This is a genomic window from Bartonella sp. MU70NMGDW (genome assembly GCF_042194085.1).
Taxonomy (GTDB): domain Bacteria; phylum Pseudomonadota; class Alphaproteobacteria; order Rhizobiales; family Rhizobiaceae; genus Bartonella; species Bartonella grahamii.
In genome coordinates, this window is record NZ_JBHIMK010000040.1 from 1 (window position 1) to 15,616 (window position 15,616).

Genomic DNA, 15,616 nt, shown 5'->3' on the forward strand with positions numbered 1-15,616 from the left:
CTTCTTATAACACATTAAAGAAGATGATTTTTCAATACCTGAACCAATGGTTTATCAGCATCAGGCATAGGGTATTTATCAAGATCATTAACAAAAACCCATTCTAAATTTTGCCCCTCTCGTCCTTGCGCAACTCCCTCATAATGATAACAAAGATACAACGGCATCAAGAGGTGAAATGTTGTATAGCTATGGCTCGCAAACGTTAAAGGGTGTAAATTATTTGCCTGAACATACACACCGAGCTCTTCTTCTAGTTCACGAATCAATGAAATTTCTGGAGTTTCACCTTGCTCAACCTTTCCACCAGGAAACTCCCATAAACCAGCCAGCGATTTTCCTTCAGGACGCTTGGTAAGCAAAACACGATTATCTTGATCTAACAGTGCACATGCAACAACAAGAAGAAGGGGACTTTTTATATACATATCACTCTCCAATGAGAATATAAAGATAACTGTCTCTTTCTAGTATATTCCCTTACCTCAAAAAGAACGCACATATCTCATTCTCTTTTAAAAAATAATAATAGGCAGTTAAATATAGAGAGTGCATCCATTAACTTCTGTAATCGCTATTGATCATAACGTACTCTTTTGTTAAATCGCAAGACCAAACCGTCGCTGTGCTCTTACCCAAACCGATATCAACACGAATTGTGATGTGTTTACCTTGCATATAAGCACCTATTGTCTCTTCACAATACTCAGGATCTCGTACGCCATTCACGGCCACACGATGCTCACCAAACCAAATCGTCAATAGATCACGATCGACTTCAACACCGGCCTTCCCAACTGCCATAACGACCCGCCCCCAATTCGCATCTTCACCGGCAATAGCCGTTTTTACGAGCGGTGAATTTGCAATTGATAAAGCAATAGTTTTAGCTGCATTGTTTGTTGTAGCGCCCATCACATTAACCTCAATTAAATGACGAGCACCTTCGCCATCACAAACAACTTGTAGTGCAAGTTCATGCAGAAGTGCACTCAATTGTTTCACAAAAACTCCATAACGCGGATCAGATTTACTTGTAAGACATGGAAAATGTTCTTTTCCTGTCGCAAACAACATAAGCGTATCTGAAGTTGAGGTATCGCTATCAACAGTAATTGAATTGAAAGAACCCTCAACTGCCTCTGATAACATGGATTGGAGTGCATCCGAAGAAATAGTCGCATCACTAACCACAAATGACAGCATTGTCGCCATATCAGGTGCAATCATACCAGCACCTTTTGCAATTCCATTAATGGTAACACTCTCTCCCCCACAGTCAAAAGTGCGCGTCGCAAGTTTTGGAAATGTGTCCGTTGTCATTATGGCTTTTGCAGCTTCCAACCAATTCCCCTCTTCTGCTGTCTCTGCCATACTTGGTAAAAGATTGACAATACCCGATGCATCCATTGGCTCACCAATAACACCCGTAGAAGCTATAAAAATTTCATCTCCTCTAACCTTTAAAGCGTTCGCTGCTGCACAGATGATTTCATCGGTTGTGCGCTTTCCTTTGCTTCCTGTAAAAGCATTTGCATTTCCAGAATTCACAACAACACCCCTCGCAACCCCATGAGGAAGCGATGCACGACAATGCTCTACAGGGGCAGATGGACATTTTGAACGGGTAAAAACACCGGCCACACTCACTGGCTTATCGAATATGATGAAAAGAAGATCTGTACGATCTTTATATTTGATCCCAGCTTCAGCTGTTGCTATCCGTACCCCAGATAAGGGAGAAAGCTCCTGGATCTTTTGAGGCGACAAAGGAGAAATTTTCAAAACCACAATATGCTTTCTGTAAAAATAAATGAAATAATTGCAGATCAATAACCCCTCATAGAAAACTGCTAGGCTTTTTGAACAAAACTAACCTAGCAAATTATCTATTAAAGAGGCTATCCACTTATTTTTCCTAGCTATTCCGTATCTTCTTCATCTGATGTCTCATCGGGAAGTAGCGTTCCATTTTGATGAAGCGATTCCATGATTTTTGTAACATTAGGATCAGGGTATTTCACATCTATCTTGCTACGCAAATCAACAATCAGTTCTTGATAGCGCTTTTTTATCAGCTGTGTCCGCAACATCTCTTTAACATCATCAAATGCAGGAGGTTGTTTCAAACGACGATCTTCTAATTTAATAATATGCCAACCAAAAGGACTTTCAACGGGTTGTTTAGTGTATTCGCCAATTTTTAAACCAAATGCAGCATCTTCAAAAGGCTTGACCATTTGACCATGGCTAAAATAACCAAGATCACCTCCAACAGCAGCAGAACCATCTGTTGAACTTTTCTTTGCAATCTCTTCAAAATTTTCGCCTTTATTTAAATGCTTAATGATAGATTCTGCTTCTTTTCTTGTTTTGACCAAAATATGACGCGCTTTAACCTCATCTTCTTTAGGTAAAGCAGCGACTTCTTGCTTATAAAGAGCTTCCAAATCAGTATCCGAGATTTTGTCAACAATCGCCTGTTTAAAATAAAGCTGTTGAAGAACATTGTCACGCATGACTGACATACGTTTATCGTAAGCTTCTGTCTTATCAAGACCTTTGCTTCTTGCTGCTTTTGCAAGTGCCTGCATATCTAAATAAGCTTTTAGAACCATCATACGGCGTTGTTCATCAGGAAAACGTGCTAAATTAGGATTTATTTCAAGCGCTAAATCATCCAATTGGCCTGCTGTAATATTTTTCCCATCGATAACCGCCATAACATGAGAAGGAGAAACGGCTTTTTCAGAAGTTTTCTCCAAAGTCTTTAAATCATTCGACGATGAATTCAAACCTTCTTGGGCTCTCACCCCTAAACTTGTACTTGCCAATAAAGCTGATGCTAAAAAAAGCGTGATAAAGTTAAATTTCATAAATATACTCCTTAAAAATGAAGGCAGGTTCAAGATTCCAATTTTCTTTACCATAACACTTTAACCTTTAAACATAGAGAAATAAATTAGTAATTTTATTTTAAAAAAGTATAAAATTGTCCTTTTATCTCAGTTGCTCCAATCCTATCTAATGCAGATGAAAAACATGATAATAGAGAAAAATGACATATTGTATCTTAAATTACTTTGTATTGTATCAGTTAAATAGCGTACCTAAAGTTGACATAGAGCGCTTAGCCTCTTATCTCTACTTTACAATTAAAGTGAAAAATTGCACACCAACAAGTATAATGGTACCATCTGCATTTCATGATGTCTCTAATAATATCAGATAACTTGAAGAAAATGTAGAGTATGGGGAAAGCGTATGAATTACCCAACAAGAGTGACAACAATTAAAAGAAAGGGCCAGAGATGGTCAGTTTAGGTGTTTTTGCCCGTAAGTTTTTTGGTTCAGCTCATGAGCGACGTCTCAAAGCACTCCGCCAAAAAGTTGCACAAATTAATGCTTTGGAAGAACAATTTGTAAAATTAAGTGATGAGCAGCTTTGCCAAAAAACAGATGCCTTTCGTAAACGTCTTAGTGAAGGTGAAAGTGTTGATTTGCTCTTACCAGAAGTTTTCGCAACTGTTCGTGAAGCCGCAAAACGTGTTTATGACATGCGTCCTTTTGACGTGCAACTTATTGGTGGAATGGTCCTTCACGACTGTGGCATAGCTGAAATGCGCACTGGTGAAGGTAAAACATTAATGGCAACTTTACCAATTTATCTCAATGCATTGGAAGGTAAAGGCGTTCATGTTGTGACAGTAAATGATTATCTCGCCAGTCGTGATGCTGAAACAATGGGGAAAATTTTTAGTTTTCTAGGGCTTACAACAGGCGTGATTCTTCATGATCTTGATAGTGATGCCCGCCGAGAGGCCTATGCATGCGACATCACCTATGCTACAAATAATGAACTAGGTTTTGATTATTTGCGTGATAATATGGCCTTCGATCGTAGTCAAATGGTCCAACGTGGACATCATTACGCGATTGTTGATGAAGTTGATTCGATTCTTATCGATGAAGCCCGTACACCCCTTATTATTTCTGGTCCTCTAGAAGATCGTACTGACTTCTATAACCTTATTGATACATTTATTCCTGCCTTAACTCCAGAAGACTATGAAATAGACGAAAAACAAAAAACAACGACTTTTACCGAAGTTGGTACTGAAAAAATTGAAAAAATGCTCGAACAAGCTGGACATCTTAAAGGTGAAAGTCTTTATGACATAGAAAATGTCGCTATCGTTCATCATGTCAATAATGCTCTAAAAGCTCATAAACTGTTTGCTCGCGATAAAGATTACATTGTTCGCAATGATGAAATCGTTATTATTGACGAATTTACAGGGCGAATGATGCCTGGGCGGCGTTATTCTGAAGGACTTCATCAAGCGTTAGAAGCTAAGGAGCATGTTGCTATTCAACCAGAAAACCAGACACTTGCTTCCATCACTTTCCAAAATTACTTCCGTATGTATAGGAAATTATCTGGAATGACTGGAACTGCAACAACAGAAGCCGAAGAATTCAGAAATATTTATGGTCTTGACGTTGTTGAAGTCCCTACAAATTTGCCAATACAACGTATTGATGAAGATGATGAAATTTATCGAACAGCAGAAGAGAAATATCGGGCAATTGTGCGTGATATCCGTCAAGCACACGAAAAAGAACAGCCTATTCTTGTTGGAACAACCTCTATTGAAAAGTCAGAACAATTGGCAGAGCGTTTGCGAAAAGAAGGCATTACCGATTTTAGAGTCTTAAATGCTCGCTATCACGAACAAGAAGCGTACATCATTGCGCAAGCAGGAGTTCCTAGAGCTCTCACCATCGCAACCAACATGGCAGGACGCGGTACGGATATACAGCTTGGTGGTAATGTTGAAATGCGCATCCGACAAGAGTTACAGGATATCCCCGAAGGTCCAGAGCGGACAGCTAAAATTGAAGAAATAAAAAAAGATGTTCAGAAGCTTAAAGACAAAGCTTTAGCTGCTGGTGGTCTTTACGTCATTGCGACGGAACGTCATGAAAGCCGTCGTATTGATAACCAGCTTCGTGGACGTTCTGGTCGCCAAGGCGATCCAGGTCGCTCAAAATTCTTTCTCTCTCTTCAAGATGATCTTATGCGTATCTTTGGCTCCAATCGTATGGATGGTATGCTGCAAAAACTTGGATTGAAAGAAAATGAAGCTATTATCCATCCATGGATTAATAAAGCCCTTGAAAAAGCACAAAAAAAGGTCGAAGCACGAAACTTTGAAATTCGTAAAAATCTGCTAAAATATGATGATGTCATGAATGATCAACGCAAGGTTATTTTTGAACAGCGTATGGAGATCATGAACGCAGATGATTTATCAGAAATGATCCTTGAAATGCGCAATGAAGTCGTAGAGGATCTCGTAGAGGCTTATATTCCATCAGGGACATATTCTGAAAAATGGGATGTAAAAACTCTCGAAGAAGAACTTCAACAACTCTTTAATCTTGAGCTTCCAGTAAGAGAATGGGCAAAAGAAGATGGAATTGCCGAGGAGCAGATTTTAGAGCGTGTATCAGATGCTGTTACAAAACTTGAAAATGAACGTACTGAACGCTATTCTCCAGAAGTTATGGCTTATTTTCACAAGGCAGTATTGCTCGAAACTATTGACACGTTATGGCGTGAACATCTGGTGAGTTTAGACCATTTGCGTTCTGTTGTTGGTTTTCGTGGTTATGCGCAGCGGGATCCGCTCAATGAATATAAGACAGAATCTTTTGAACTCTTTCAAAGTATGTTGAGAAATTTGCGCAGAATTGTCACTTCTAAGCTTATGCGCTTTGAAATCATTCAACAACCTACAGAACCGACCATGCCTGAGCAAACTGATGCTGCTTCTTCTGTTTTTAATGATCAAAGTCAAGAAAATGCTCCCACCTTATGGGCACGATCACAAGAAAATAGATTTGTTAATCCACAAGATCGTGACCCTAACGATGTAACCACATGGGGAAAAGTTGGACGTAATGAGCGTTGTCCTTGCGGTTCAGAGAAAAAATACAAACACTGTCATGGAGCCTTTGTTTGAAAAGCAAACTATGAAAATGAATAAAAAGCGAAATTATGAGCAAGAATTGCGCACAGCTGGTTTAAGAGTAACACGTCAACGACGAGTTATTCTTGATATTTTGGCTGATACAAATGACCATCCCAATGCATTTGAGATTTTTCAGCGTGCAAACAAAATAGATTCGAGTATTTCACTCTCAACTGTTTATCGAACCATGAAAACATTAGAAGGAAATGGAACAATTCATCGCCATAGCTTTAGTGGTGGTCCATCTCGTTTTGAGCAAGCAGATGGGCAACATCATGATCATCTCATTGATATAGAAACAGGACAAGTTATCGAGTTTCATTCTGATGTTATTGAAAAGCTGCAAGAGGAAATTGCAAAGTCCCTTGGCTATGATATTATTCATCACCGCCTTGAACTTTACGGAAAAAAAAACTCTTAAAAAAGTGATTATATATCATTAGATAAAATACCTCAGGTAAATCAAGTTTTATAAAAATTTACCTTTAAGATATAACAGTTTCCATTGGCAAAAAAATTTTTTTGCTCTATTACCCCTTTTTGTATGATGCTATACGGTAATTCATTGTCAGCATTATAACGAAAAATCATTGCAACAAAATATTATAAAAATTGTATTATGAAAAATTAGGCCAATATTATCATGGTTTCTTTGCCACAAGATCGTATGAGACAGCTTGAAAAGCGCTTTGAAATAATTGAAAGCCAAATGACGACTAATCCAAATGCTGAAACATATGTCAAATTAGCTTCTGAATATGCAGAACTACAACCCGTTATTGCCTCTATACGCGCATTAAATGCTCTTTACGGAGAGATTACAGAATTAGAAACGATTATCAATGATAAACAAACAGATATAGAGATGCGTAATCTTGCCCAAGAAGAGCTACCATTGTTATATAAAAAAGTAGAGCAATTTGAAAAAGAACTCCAGATTCTGCTTTTGCCTAAAGATGTTGCTGATGAAAAAAACGCTATTGTTGAAATTCGAGCAGGAACAGGTGGATCAGAAGCAGCACTTTTTTCCGGTGATCTTTTCCGTATGTATGAACGTTATGCCCATGCTCACCATTGGAAAGTAGAAGTTATTTCACTCAGTGAGGGAGAAGTTGGCGGATATAAAGAGATTATTGCTACTATCTCAGGAAAAGGTGTCTTTTCTAAATTGAAATATGAATCAGGGGTTCATCGTGTGCAACGCATCCCCGAAACAGAAACCGGTGGACGTATCCATACATCTGCTGCTACCGTTGCAGTCCTTCCGGAGGCTGAAGAAATTGATATTGATATTCGCCCTGAAGATATTCGTATTGACACAATGCGTGCATCTGGAGCAGGAGGACAGCATGTTAATACAACGGATTCAGCTGTTCGTATCACGCATATTCCAACAGGAATTATGGTCGTACAAGCAGAAAAATCACAACATCAAAACCGAGCACGAGCCCTTCAAATTTTACGGGCACGCTTATTCGATATCGAACGACAAAAAGCGGAAAGTGAACGTTCAGCTTCTCGTAAAAGCCAAGTTGGTTCTGGTGATCGTTCAGAACGTATTCGTACCTATAATTTTCCACAAGGACGTGTCACGGATCACCGTATTAATCTAACCTTGTATAAGCTTGATCGCATTCTAGAGGGAGATCTTGATGAGCTTCTTCATGCACTCATCTCAGATCATCAAACAACACTGCTGATGGAAATGGATAATAATTGAGAAAATATTCTTTCAAGAATGTCATCCAACAAATGCAAGAAAAATTGCGCACGAAAGGAATTGCTGAAGCCGATCTCGATGCGAAAATACTCGTTGAATGGATAACAGGAATAAATGCTGCTGAAAGAATTTCTAAACCAGATATGCATCTGTCTTCTGAGCATATTATACAAATAGAACAGGCTTTACAACGGCGTATTGCAGGCGAACCCGTCTATCGTATTATAGGAGCACGAGAATTTTATGGTATATCTTTTACATTGTCTCAAGAGACGTTAGAACCTCGTCCTGATACAGAAACGCTGATAGATCTTGTTCTCCCTTTTCTCCAAAAACAGGTCGAAAATTCGGGAAGAACAACATTCCTTGATATGGGAACAGGAAGTGGCGCCATTGCCATTACACTCCTTAAACAAATTCCCCAATCCTATGCGGTGGCAGTCGATATTTCTGAAGATGCCCTTAAAACAGCGAAAAAAAATGCAAAGAATGCTGAAGTAGCACACCGCTTCACACCTCTTCTTAGCGACTGGTTTGATGCTGTCGCAGATCGCTTTGATTTCATTGTTTCCAATCCACCTTATATTCCCGCACAAGATATCAAAAAACTTGCAAAAGAAGTGCGCTTACATGACCCATTGCGCGCCCTGATAGGAGGGGAAGATGGACTTTATTTTTATCGAAAACTCGCCCATGAAGCAGCCAACTACTTAAAAGAAAACGGCTATGTCGCTGTTGAAATTGGTTACTCTCAAGAAAATGAAGTCTGCAATTTATTTAAAAAAAATGGTTTTCAATGTTTAGAAGTGCGTAAAGATCTAAGTGGAATACCCCGCGCACTTCTATTTGCATGCAAACATTAAAATTCCCAATCATCATCCGTGGTAGCAACCGCCTTGCCAATGACATAAGAAGAACCTGCCCCTGAAAAAAAGTCATGATTTTCGTCAGAGTTTGGTGATAAAGCTGCCAAAATAGCGGGATTAACACGACAAACCTCAGGGGGAAAAAGAGCTTCAAAACCTAAATTCATTAAAGCCTTGTTAGCATTATAATGAAGAAAAATTTTAACATCTTCTGTCAATCCAAGTGCATCATAAAGATCTTCAGTATATTTGCACTCGATATTATAAAGGTCAAAGAGCAGGTTAAAAGCAAAATCTTTAATTTCTTGTCTTTTGGCTTCATCAAGCTTTGCAAAGCCCAATTGGAATTTATAACCTATATAATAACCATGGACTGCTTCATCACGAATGATTAATCGAATGAGATCTGCTGTATTGGTCAACTTAGCGCGACTGGCCCAATACATGGGCAAATAAAAGCCAGAATAAAATAAAAAGCTTTCCAGCAAAGTCGAAGCAATTTTTTTCTTAAGTGGATCATTTGCTTCATAACGCTCAAGTACTAATCTAGCCTTTTTCTGCAAATGAATATTTTCTTCTGACCATCTAAACGCATCATCAACTTCTACCGTCGAACAAAGGGTTGAAAAAATAGAGGAATAAGAACGTGCATGAACCGCTTCCATGAAGGCAATATTCGTCAAAACTGCCTCCTCATGCTCTGTTATCGCATCAGCCAGAAGCGAAATGGCTCCTACGGTGTTTTGAATTGTATCTAGAAGCGTTAATCCTGTAAAAACACGAATTGTCAGTTTACGTTCTTCATCCGTTAAGCTTGACCATGAAGGAATATCATTGGAAAGTGGTACCTTCTCAGGTAACCAAAAATTCCCAGTTAAGCGGTTCCATACTTCAAGATCTTTCTCATCATGTAATCTATTCCAATTAACAGCGCACACAACAGGATTTTTGGTTGTAATCTTTGTCATATGATGATCTCCTATAAACTACACGAAACACAGCCATCAACTTCTGTTCCACTTAATGCTACTTGCCGTAATCGTACATAGTAAATACTCTTTATACCCTTTTTCCAGGCATAAATTTGTGCGCGGTTAATATCACGTGTGGTAGCGGTATCAGGAAAAAATAATGTTAATGAAAGACCTTGATCAACATGCTGTGTTGCAGCAGCATAGGTATCTATAATTTTTTCAGGACCAATCTCATAAGCATCTTGGTAAAAATTTAAATTCGTATTATCCATATAAGGAGCGGGATAATAAACGCGCCCAATTTTTCCCTCTTTGCGAATTTCAATTTTTGAAGCAATTGGATGAATAGAAGAAGTGGCATGATTAATATAGGAAATAGATCCCGTAGGTGGAACTGCCTGCAAATTGCGGTTATACAGCCCATACTCAATGACTAATTTTTTCAGTTCCTGCCAATCCTTTTGATCTGGGATAACAATATTATTCCGTGCAAAAAGCTCTTGCACAAGCGCAAATTGCGGTTTCCATTCTTTTTCAATATATTTTTCGAAAAAACGTCCATCTGCATAAGCTGATTTTTCAAACCCTGCAAACATTTCTTGACGTTCACGTGCAATCAAATTGGAAGCCCGTATGGCGTGATATGTCACAATATAAAAATAGATATTGGTAAAATCTATCGCTTCTGGAGACCCATAATAGATCTGTTCACGCGCTAGAAACCCATGCAAATTCATTTGTCCCAAACCAATCGCATGACTTTCAGCATTGCCTTTCGCAATGGAAGGCACACAGGCAATATTACTCATATCCGAAACCGCAGTAAGGGCACGAACAGCAGATTCCACGGTCTGTCCGAAATCAGGACTTTCCATTGCTTTGGCAATATTCATAGATCCAAGATTACAGGATATATCACTTCCAATCGTGCGATAAGTTAAATCTGTCTCCAGTTCACTCGCCTCACTCACCTGCAAAATTTCTGAACATAAATTGCTCATACTTATGCGCCCAGCTATCGGATTCGATCGATTAGCAGTATCCTCAAATAAAATATAGGGATAACCTGATTCAAATTGAATTTCTGCTAATGTCTGGAAAAAAACGCGTGCACTTATTTTGTTTTTACGAATCTTTGCATTATCAACAAAAGAACGATAATGCTCCGTTAAAGAAATATCGCTAAAGGGCTTACCTGTCACACGCTCGATATCATAAGATGAGAAGAGATACATATCCTCATTATTCCGTGCAAGCTCAAAAGTAATATCAGGAATAACGACACCAAGCGAAAGCGTTTTGATTCTAACTTTTTCATCAGCATTTTCACGCTTTGTATCCAAAAACTTCATAATATCTAAATGATGGGCATGCAAATAAACAGCTCCAGCCCCCTGTCGTGCCCCAAGCTGATTGGCGTAAGAAAAAGAATCTTCTAAGAGTTTCATCACCGGTAAGACACCTGAGGACTGATTTTCTATTTGCTTAATTGGTGCTCCAGCTTCCCGCAAATTGGTTAAACAAAGCGCCACACCTCCACCACGTTTTGAAAGCTGCAAAGCCGAATTAACCGAACGACCTATCGATTCCATATTATCTTCAACACGTAGCAAAAAACACGAAACCAATTCACCACGTTGTTTTTTCCCAGCATTTAAAAATGTCGGTGTTGCCGGTTGAAAACGTCCTGTAATAATTTCATCCACAAAATTTTCAGCAAGAGCTTTATTCCCTTGTGCCAAATATAAAGCTACAAGACAGACACGATCTTCATAACGTTCAAGATAACGTTTCCCATCAAAAGTCTTTAATGTATAGCTGGTATAGTACTTAAATGCGCCTAAAAAAGTAGGAAAACGAAACTTAAATGCATAAGCACGTTTAAAAAGCTTTTTAATAAAAGAAAAATCATAAAGCTCAAATAAAGCTTTTTCGTAATAACCTTCTTCTATTAAGTAGTCTATTTTTTCCTTCAGGTTATGAAAAAAAACTGTATTTTGATTAACATGCTGAAGAAAATATTGCCGTGCGGCAAGTCGATCCATATCAAATTGAATATGACCATTTTCATCATAAAGATTAAGCATTGCATTCAGCGCATGATAATCAGTAATCTGATCCGATTTCTGCGATTGTCCTATACCAATTGTTTCCAAAATCTTTCCAATCCCTTTTTTACATAAAGAACATCTTCATCAGTTCCACGCAGCTCAAAACGATAAAGGCAAGGTACACAACATTTTTCAGCAATGATTTTACTTGCTAAATTATAATAACAACCAAAATTACGATTCCCACCACCAATGACACCACGAATTAATTTTCGGTTCTCAACTTCATTAAGAAAATGGATAACGGCTTTCGGCACTGCTCCTCTTCCTTCACCATCTGCATATGTAGGAACAATCAGTACATAAGGTTCACCAACCAATGCAGAAGGCTTTCTTTTATCAATTTTGAAGAGTCGTTGACCAAGTTGCGAGACAAAATGTTCTGTATTACCCGTTGCACTCGAATAATAAACAATAAGCCCCATTAAGCACAAAGACCACTAATCATATCTGGTCTAAAACCAGACCAATGATTTTCACCACAAACAACAACAGGAACCTGACGATACCCCAGAGATTGAACAAAACTGTATGCTTGTTCATCACAAGAAATATCAACAACCTGATAATGAATGCCTTTTGCATCAAAAGCGCGGCGTGTAGCATCACATTGGACACAAGATGGTTTGCTATAAATAGTGATCGACATTTTCTTCAACTTTCACAATTCCAAACAATCAACCCTAAAAGGTCAATCTAATAATTTTATAAGTACTCAAGAATAACAAAAAACAGAAATTGTACGCAAAACATGTGGTTATTTTCAAATAGTACATAGCTTCCTGAACATAACAGAATTCCTCATCAAATAACTTCAAAGACTATGATGAGAATAAGCGATTATTCTATAACTTAAATGGCAAAGCCCCCCAGTTATAAACAATCTTTTGCTTGCATTACAATTCCCTCCTGCTGTCTAAAAAACTAACGTTCTAAACTACCGTTTTTCAAGAGCTCTGTTTTACTCTTTTTCGGCAAAAATCAATTACAAAAACGAAAGGAATCCTTCCAAAAGAGATCCTTCAGCAAAAGCACTGCTATGCCCTTGGTCAATAAACTCTTTACAATAATGGAAATAACTTAGATACCAAACGAAACACACTAACACCCTCTCTTGTGCTTATTTAGAATCACCAATCATTTTGATACTATATATAGTATATACTCTCTCTCTTTCGTCAAGGTGAATTCAATTATTATTTTTAATTTTCCACGATCTTCACACTAAAATTTTCAGTCCTCAAAATTATGTAATAATATAACATTTTATTGACAAACGTTATATTATTACATAGTTTCCAAAATAATAAGCAACGATGGTAAAAAATATGGATCTGCACTTCAATAAGACAACATTAGGCTATGGAAATAGAATAGCAATAAAGAACTTTTCAGCGAAGTTAAAAGCTGGTTCATTGGTCGCAATAACAGGTGATAATGGCGCTGGAAAATCGACACTGCTAAAAGCCATCGCCGGATTGATTAAACCTCTTAAGGGAAAAATTACAAAACCAAAAAAAAGCCGCATTGCTTATCTTTCTCAGCAATGTGATGTAGATCAAACATTTCCAATTGATGTGAAAACGCTTGTAAAAACAGGGCTGTGGTCTTTTTGTGGATTATGGAAAAGCCAGCGCCCTTATGATTCTCAGATTCAAAATGCGCTTGAAATGGTTGGGCTTACAGAACTCGCACCCCGTTCGCTTGAAACATTATCAGGCGGGCAATTACAACGCGCTCTTTTCGCACGTATCATTGTGCAAGATGCCAATATTATTTTGCTTGATGAACCTTTTAATGGTGTAGATCATAAGACCCAAAAAGACCTTCTTGCACTGATCACATACTGGCAACAGCAAGGACGCACAGTTCTCACAGCACTCCATAACCCTCTCATCGTGCAAGAATTTTTCCCCCAAATGATTCAAATTAATCAACAAAACGCCTTTTATGGAGAAACAACCCAGTTTTTAAACAACACTATTCATCACGTTATGCCACCTCTCACCTCCAATTCTTTTCCTATTAGCACACAAAAACAAAATCTTCCTATCAATGATCCTCTCTTTCTTAGGTTATAAGACGTGTATGCATTTTTTCTTGCTCCCTTTGTTGATTTCCAATTTATGCAAAACGCCCTTATCGGTTCTATTTTCCTGTCTATTAGCGCTTGTCCTGTTGGTGTATTTTTGATGCTCCGTGGAATGAGCTTGACAGGAGATGCTATCTCTCATGCCATTCTTCCTGGTGTTGCAACTGCTTTTCTGATTTGTGGCTTTTCCCTCATATCTATGACACTTGGTGGCATCTTCGCTGGTATTATTGTCGCTTTAGCAACCATTTTAATTTCACGAAATAGCTTTCAGAAAGAAGATGCATCCATGACTGTCTTTTATCTTATTGCACTCGCGGCAGGTGTCATTATTATCTCACTAAAAGACTCAACAATTGAGCTGCTTCATCTCCTATTCGGATCGGTTCTTGCACTTGATGCACAAGCCCTCTGGTTAATCACTACTATAATGCTGATTACACTATGCAGCCTTTGTATTTTTTGGCGTGCACTCGTTTTAGAAAGCTTTGACCCCCTCTTTTTTAAATCACTCTCTCCATTGAGTAAATATATTCATATTTCATTGCTTGGACTTGTGGTGTTGAATCTGGTTGGAGGATTTCAATCACTAGGAACATTACTTTCCGTTGGCATTATGATGATTCCAGCTATTACAGCCCGTTTTTGGTTTTCACGGCTAGGCCCTATTTGCGCACTTTCCACTCTTTTTGGAATCATTTCTAGCGTATGTGGTCTCCTGCTTTCTTTTCATCTTTCACTTCCCTCCGGCCCTGCTATTATCATTGCCGCAGGATTTATTTATCTTTTTTCCTGCTTGATAAGTCCACGTGGACTTATTGTAACATGGTTTCCCCACCTCTTTTATACCTCCTCACTTTAAGGAAAAAAATGTGCCTAAGTTTCCTCAAAAATTTGTTCTTCTTGGAGCTTTATTGCTTTCTTTTTCTCCATTTTCTGCTTCTGCAAACAATAAAATCAAAGTTGTTGCGAGCTTTTCTATTCTCGCAGATCTCGTAAAAAATGTAGGAGACAACCATATCTCTATGACCACTTTTGTAGGTCCCAATGCAAATACCCACACTTATGAACCTACCCCCCATGATGTTCAAGCTCTTAGAAATGCTCAAATTATTTTCATCAACGGACTTCATTTAGAAGGATTCATTGATCGCCTCATTACAGCAAGCGGTACAAAAGCACTTCTTGTCAAAGTTAGCGCTAACATTCCCTCCCTCAAAATGAAAAATCAAGAACATAACGCCCATCATCACCACAGCGTTATTGATCCACATGCTTGGCAAACAATTCCCAATGTCAAAATCTATGTGAAGAATATCGCTGCTGCTTTTTGTAAAATCGATCCACAATCCTGCACAAGCTACAAAAAAAATGCCGAAACCTACATCCAAAAACTTAAAATAGCACAAGATACCCTGAAAACAAAAATTACTACCATCCCTAAAGATAAACGTATCATTATCACATCTCATGACGCCTTTGGCTATTTTGCAAAAGAATACGGTTTTACTATCCTCGCCCCTCAAAATTCTTCAACAGAATCTGAAGCAACCGCAGCCGATGTTGCTAAACTTATCAAACAAATTAAGGCGAATAAAGCAGCTGCACTATTCGTTGAAAATATCTCTAATCCCCGTCTCATAAAACAGATTGCAAAAGAAACAGGTTTGAAAATTGGTGGGACACTTTATTCTGATGCATTGTCAAATAAAAATGGCCCCGCAGCAACTTATCTGGATATGATGGAACATAATGTGAATACCATCATTGATGCCATCACAAAACATTAAGATCTTCTACAAAAGAGATAAAAAA

The 15,616-nt window shown here is 38.2% G+C and carries 14 protein-coding genes; 7 read left to right on the top strand and 7 right to left on the bottom strand.

Features of this window, described 5'->3' with window-relative positions; genetic code table 11:
- Positions 1 to 14: 14 nt before the first annotated feature.
- The 3 genes from mutT to ACFIKE_RS05325 all read right to left on the bottom strand — a co-directional run bounded on the left by mutT (position 15) and on the right by ACFIKE_RS05325 (position 2,876).
- The gene (mutT, locus tag ACFIKE_RS05315; protein WP_375625611.1) at positions 15 to 428 is read right to left on the bottom strand and encodes an 8-oxo-dGTP diphosphatase MutT; all 414 of its coding nucleotides are present in this window, start codon (positions 426 to 428) and stop codon (positions 15 to 17) included.
- A gap of 130 nt (positions 429 to 558) precedes the next feature.
- Entirely contained in the window at positions 559 to 1,791 is a 1,233-nt protein-coding gene (gene argJ, locus ACFIKE_RS05320; protein ID WP_375626736.1) for a bifunctional glutamate N-acetyltransferase/amino-acid acetyltransferase ArgJ, read from the bottom strand.
- 131 nt (positions 1,792 to 1,922) lie between these two features.
- The gene (locus ACFIKE_RS05325; protein ID WP_375625607.1) at positions 1,923 to 2,876 is read right to left on the bottom strand and encodes a peptidylprolyl isomerase; all 954 of its coding nucleotides are present in this window, start codon (positions 2,874 to 2,876) and stop codon (positions 1,923 to 1,925) included.
- 435 nt (positions 2,877 to 3,311) lie between these two features.
- Here ACFIKE_RS05325 and secA point away from each other — a divergent pair, with 435 nt between their 5' ends.
- The 4 genes from secA to prmC all read left to right on the top strand — a co-directional run bounded on the left by secA (position 3,312) and on the right by prmC (position 8,621).
- Entirely contained in the window at positions 3,312 to 6,029 is a 2,718-nt protein-coding gene (secA, locus tag ACFIKE_RS05330; protein ID WP_375648583.1) for a preprotein translocase subunit SecA, read from the top strand.
- The gene (locus ACFIKE_RS05335; protein WP_375625603.1) at positions 5,968 to 6,459 is read left to right on the top strand and encodes a Fur family transcriptional regulator; all 492 of its coding nucleotides are present in this window, start codon (positions 5,968 to 5,970) and stop codon (positions 6,457 to 6,459) included. The genes secA and ACFIKE_RS05335 overlap by 62 nt, the downstream gene beginning before the upstream one ends.
- A 222-nt stretch (positions 6,460 to 6,681) precedes the next feature.
- The gene (gene prfA / locus ACFIKE_RS05340; RefSeq protein WP_375625601.1) at positions 6,682 to 7,758 is read left to right on the top strand and encodes a peptide chain release factor 1; all 1,077 of its coding nucleotides are present in this window, start codon (positions 6,682 to 6,684) and stop codon (positions 7,756 to 7,758) included.
- A complete protein-coding gene (prmC, locus tag ACFIKE_RS05345; protein WP_375625599.1) occupies positions 7,755 to 8,621 on the top strand; it encodes a peptide chain release factor N(5)-glutamine methyltransferase in 867 nt (288 codons plus the stop codon). Before prfA ends, prmC begins: the two co-directional genes overlap by 4 nt.
- Here prmC and nrdF read toward each other — a convergent pair.
- Genes nrdF through nrdH form a run of 4 tightly spaced genes read right to left on the bottom strand, consistent with a single transcriptional unit; the run spans position 8,618 to position 12,358 of the window.
- On the bottom strand, positions 8,618 to 9,592 hold the full coding sequence (nrdF, locus tag ACFIKE_RS05350; protein WP_273722534.1) for a class 1b ribonucleoside-diphosphate reductase subunit beta: 975 nt from the start codon (positions 9,590 to 9,592) through the stop codon (positions 8,618 to 8,620). The genes prmC and nrdF overlap by 4 nt on opposite strands.
- Positions 9,593 to 9,603: 11 nt before the next feature.
- The gene (gene nrdE, locus ACFIKE_RS05355) at positions 9,604 to 11,754 is read right to left on the bottom strand and encodes a class 1b ribonucleoside-diphosphate reductase subunit alpha (RefSeq protein ID WP_375648584.1); all 2,151 of its coding nucleotides are present in this window, start codon (positions 11,752 to 11,754) and stop codon (positions 9,604 to 9,606) included.
- Complete coding sequence (nrdI, locus tag ACFIKE_RS05360; RefSeq protein ID WP_375648585.1) at positions 11,736 to 12,134, bottom strand: class Ib ribonucleoside-diphosphate reductase assembly flavoprotein NrdI; 399 nt, start codon at positions 12,132 to 12,134, stop codon at positions 11,736 to 11,738. The genes nrdE and nrdI overlap by 19 nt, the downstream gene beginning before the upstream one ends.
- Positions 12,134 to 12,358, bottom strand: coding sequence for a glutaredoxin-like protein NrdH (nrdH, locus tag ACFIKE_RS05365; protein WP_375648586.1), 225 nt, complete (start codon positions 12,356 to 12,358; stop codon positions 12,134 to 12,136). Before nrdH ends, nrdI begins: the two co-directional genes overlap by 1 nt.
- Before the next feature lie 679 nt (positions 12,359 to 13,037).
- Between nrdH and ACFIKE_RS05370 the strand changes: the two genes are divergently transcribed.
- Genes ACFIKE_RS05370 through ACFIKE_RS05380 form a run of 3 tightly spaced genes read left to right on the top strand, consistent with a single transcriptional unit; the run spans position 13,038 to position 15,591 of the window.
- Positions 13,038 to 13,790, top strand: coding sequence for an ABC transporter ATP-binding protein (locus ACFIKE_RS05370; RefSeq protein ID WP_375625595.1), 753 nt, complete (start codon positions 13,038 to 13,040; stop codon positions 13,788 to 13,790).
- Positions 13,791 to 13,793: 3 nt separating this feature from the next.
- Positions 13,794 to 14,663 (top strand): metal ABC transporter permease, encoded by an 870-nt coding sequence (locus ACFIKE_RS05375; RefSeq protein WP_375625594.1) that lies wholly within the window; start codon positions 13,794 to 13,796, stop codon positions 14,661 to 14,663.
- Between the two features lie 10 nt (positions 14,664 to 14,673).
- Positions 14,674 to 15,591 carry a metal ABC transporter solute-binding protein, Zn/Mn family gene (locus tag ACFIKE_RS05380; protein ID WP_375648587.1) on the top strand — a complete coding sequence of 306 codons (918 nt, stop codon included), beginning with the start codon at positions 14,674 to 14,676 and terminating at the stop codon, positions 15,589 to 15,591.
- Positions 15,592 to 15,616: the final 25 nt, after the last annotated feature.

Coding starts and splice junctions, on each gene's coding strand:
- mutT (WP_375625611.1), bottom strand. CDS start 428: ATGTATATAAAAAGTCCCCTTCTTCTTGTTGTTGCATGTGCACTGTTA.
- ACFIKE_RS05325 (WP_375625607.1), bottom strand. CDS start 2,876: ATGAAATTTAACTTTATCACGCTTTTTTTAGCATCAGCTTTATTGGCA.
- secA (WP_375648583.1), top strand. CDS start 3,312: ATGGTCAGTTTAGGTGTTTTTGCCCGTAAGTTTTTTGGTTCAGCTCAT.
- ACFIKE_RS05335 (WP_375625603.1), top strand. CDS start 5,968: ATGAGCGTTGTCCTTGCGGTTCAGAGAAAAAATACAAACACTGTCATG.
- prfA (WP_375625601.1), top strand. CDS start 6,682: ATGGTTTCTTTGCCACAAGATCGTATGAGACAGCTTGAAAAGCGCTTT.
- nrdF (WP_273722534.1), bottom strand. CDS start 9,592: ATGACAAAGATTACAACCAAAAATCCTGTTGTGTGCGCTGTTAATTGG.
- nrdI (WP_375648585.1), bottom strand. CDS start 12,134: ATGGGGCTTATTGTTTATTATTCGAGTGCAACGGGTAATACAGAACAT.
- nrdH (WP_375648586.1), bottom strand. CDS start 12,358: ATGTCGATCACTATTTATAGCAAACCATCTTGTGTCCAATGTGATGCT.
- ACFIKE_RS05370 (WP_375625595.1), top strand. CDS start 13,038: ATGGATCTGCACTTCAATAAGACAACATTAGGCTATGGAAATAGAATA.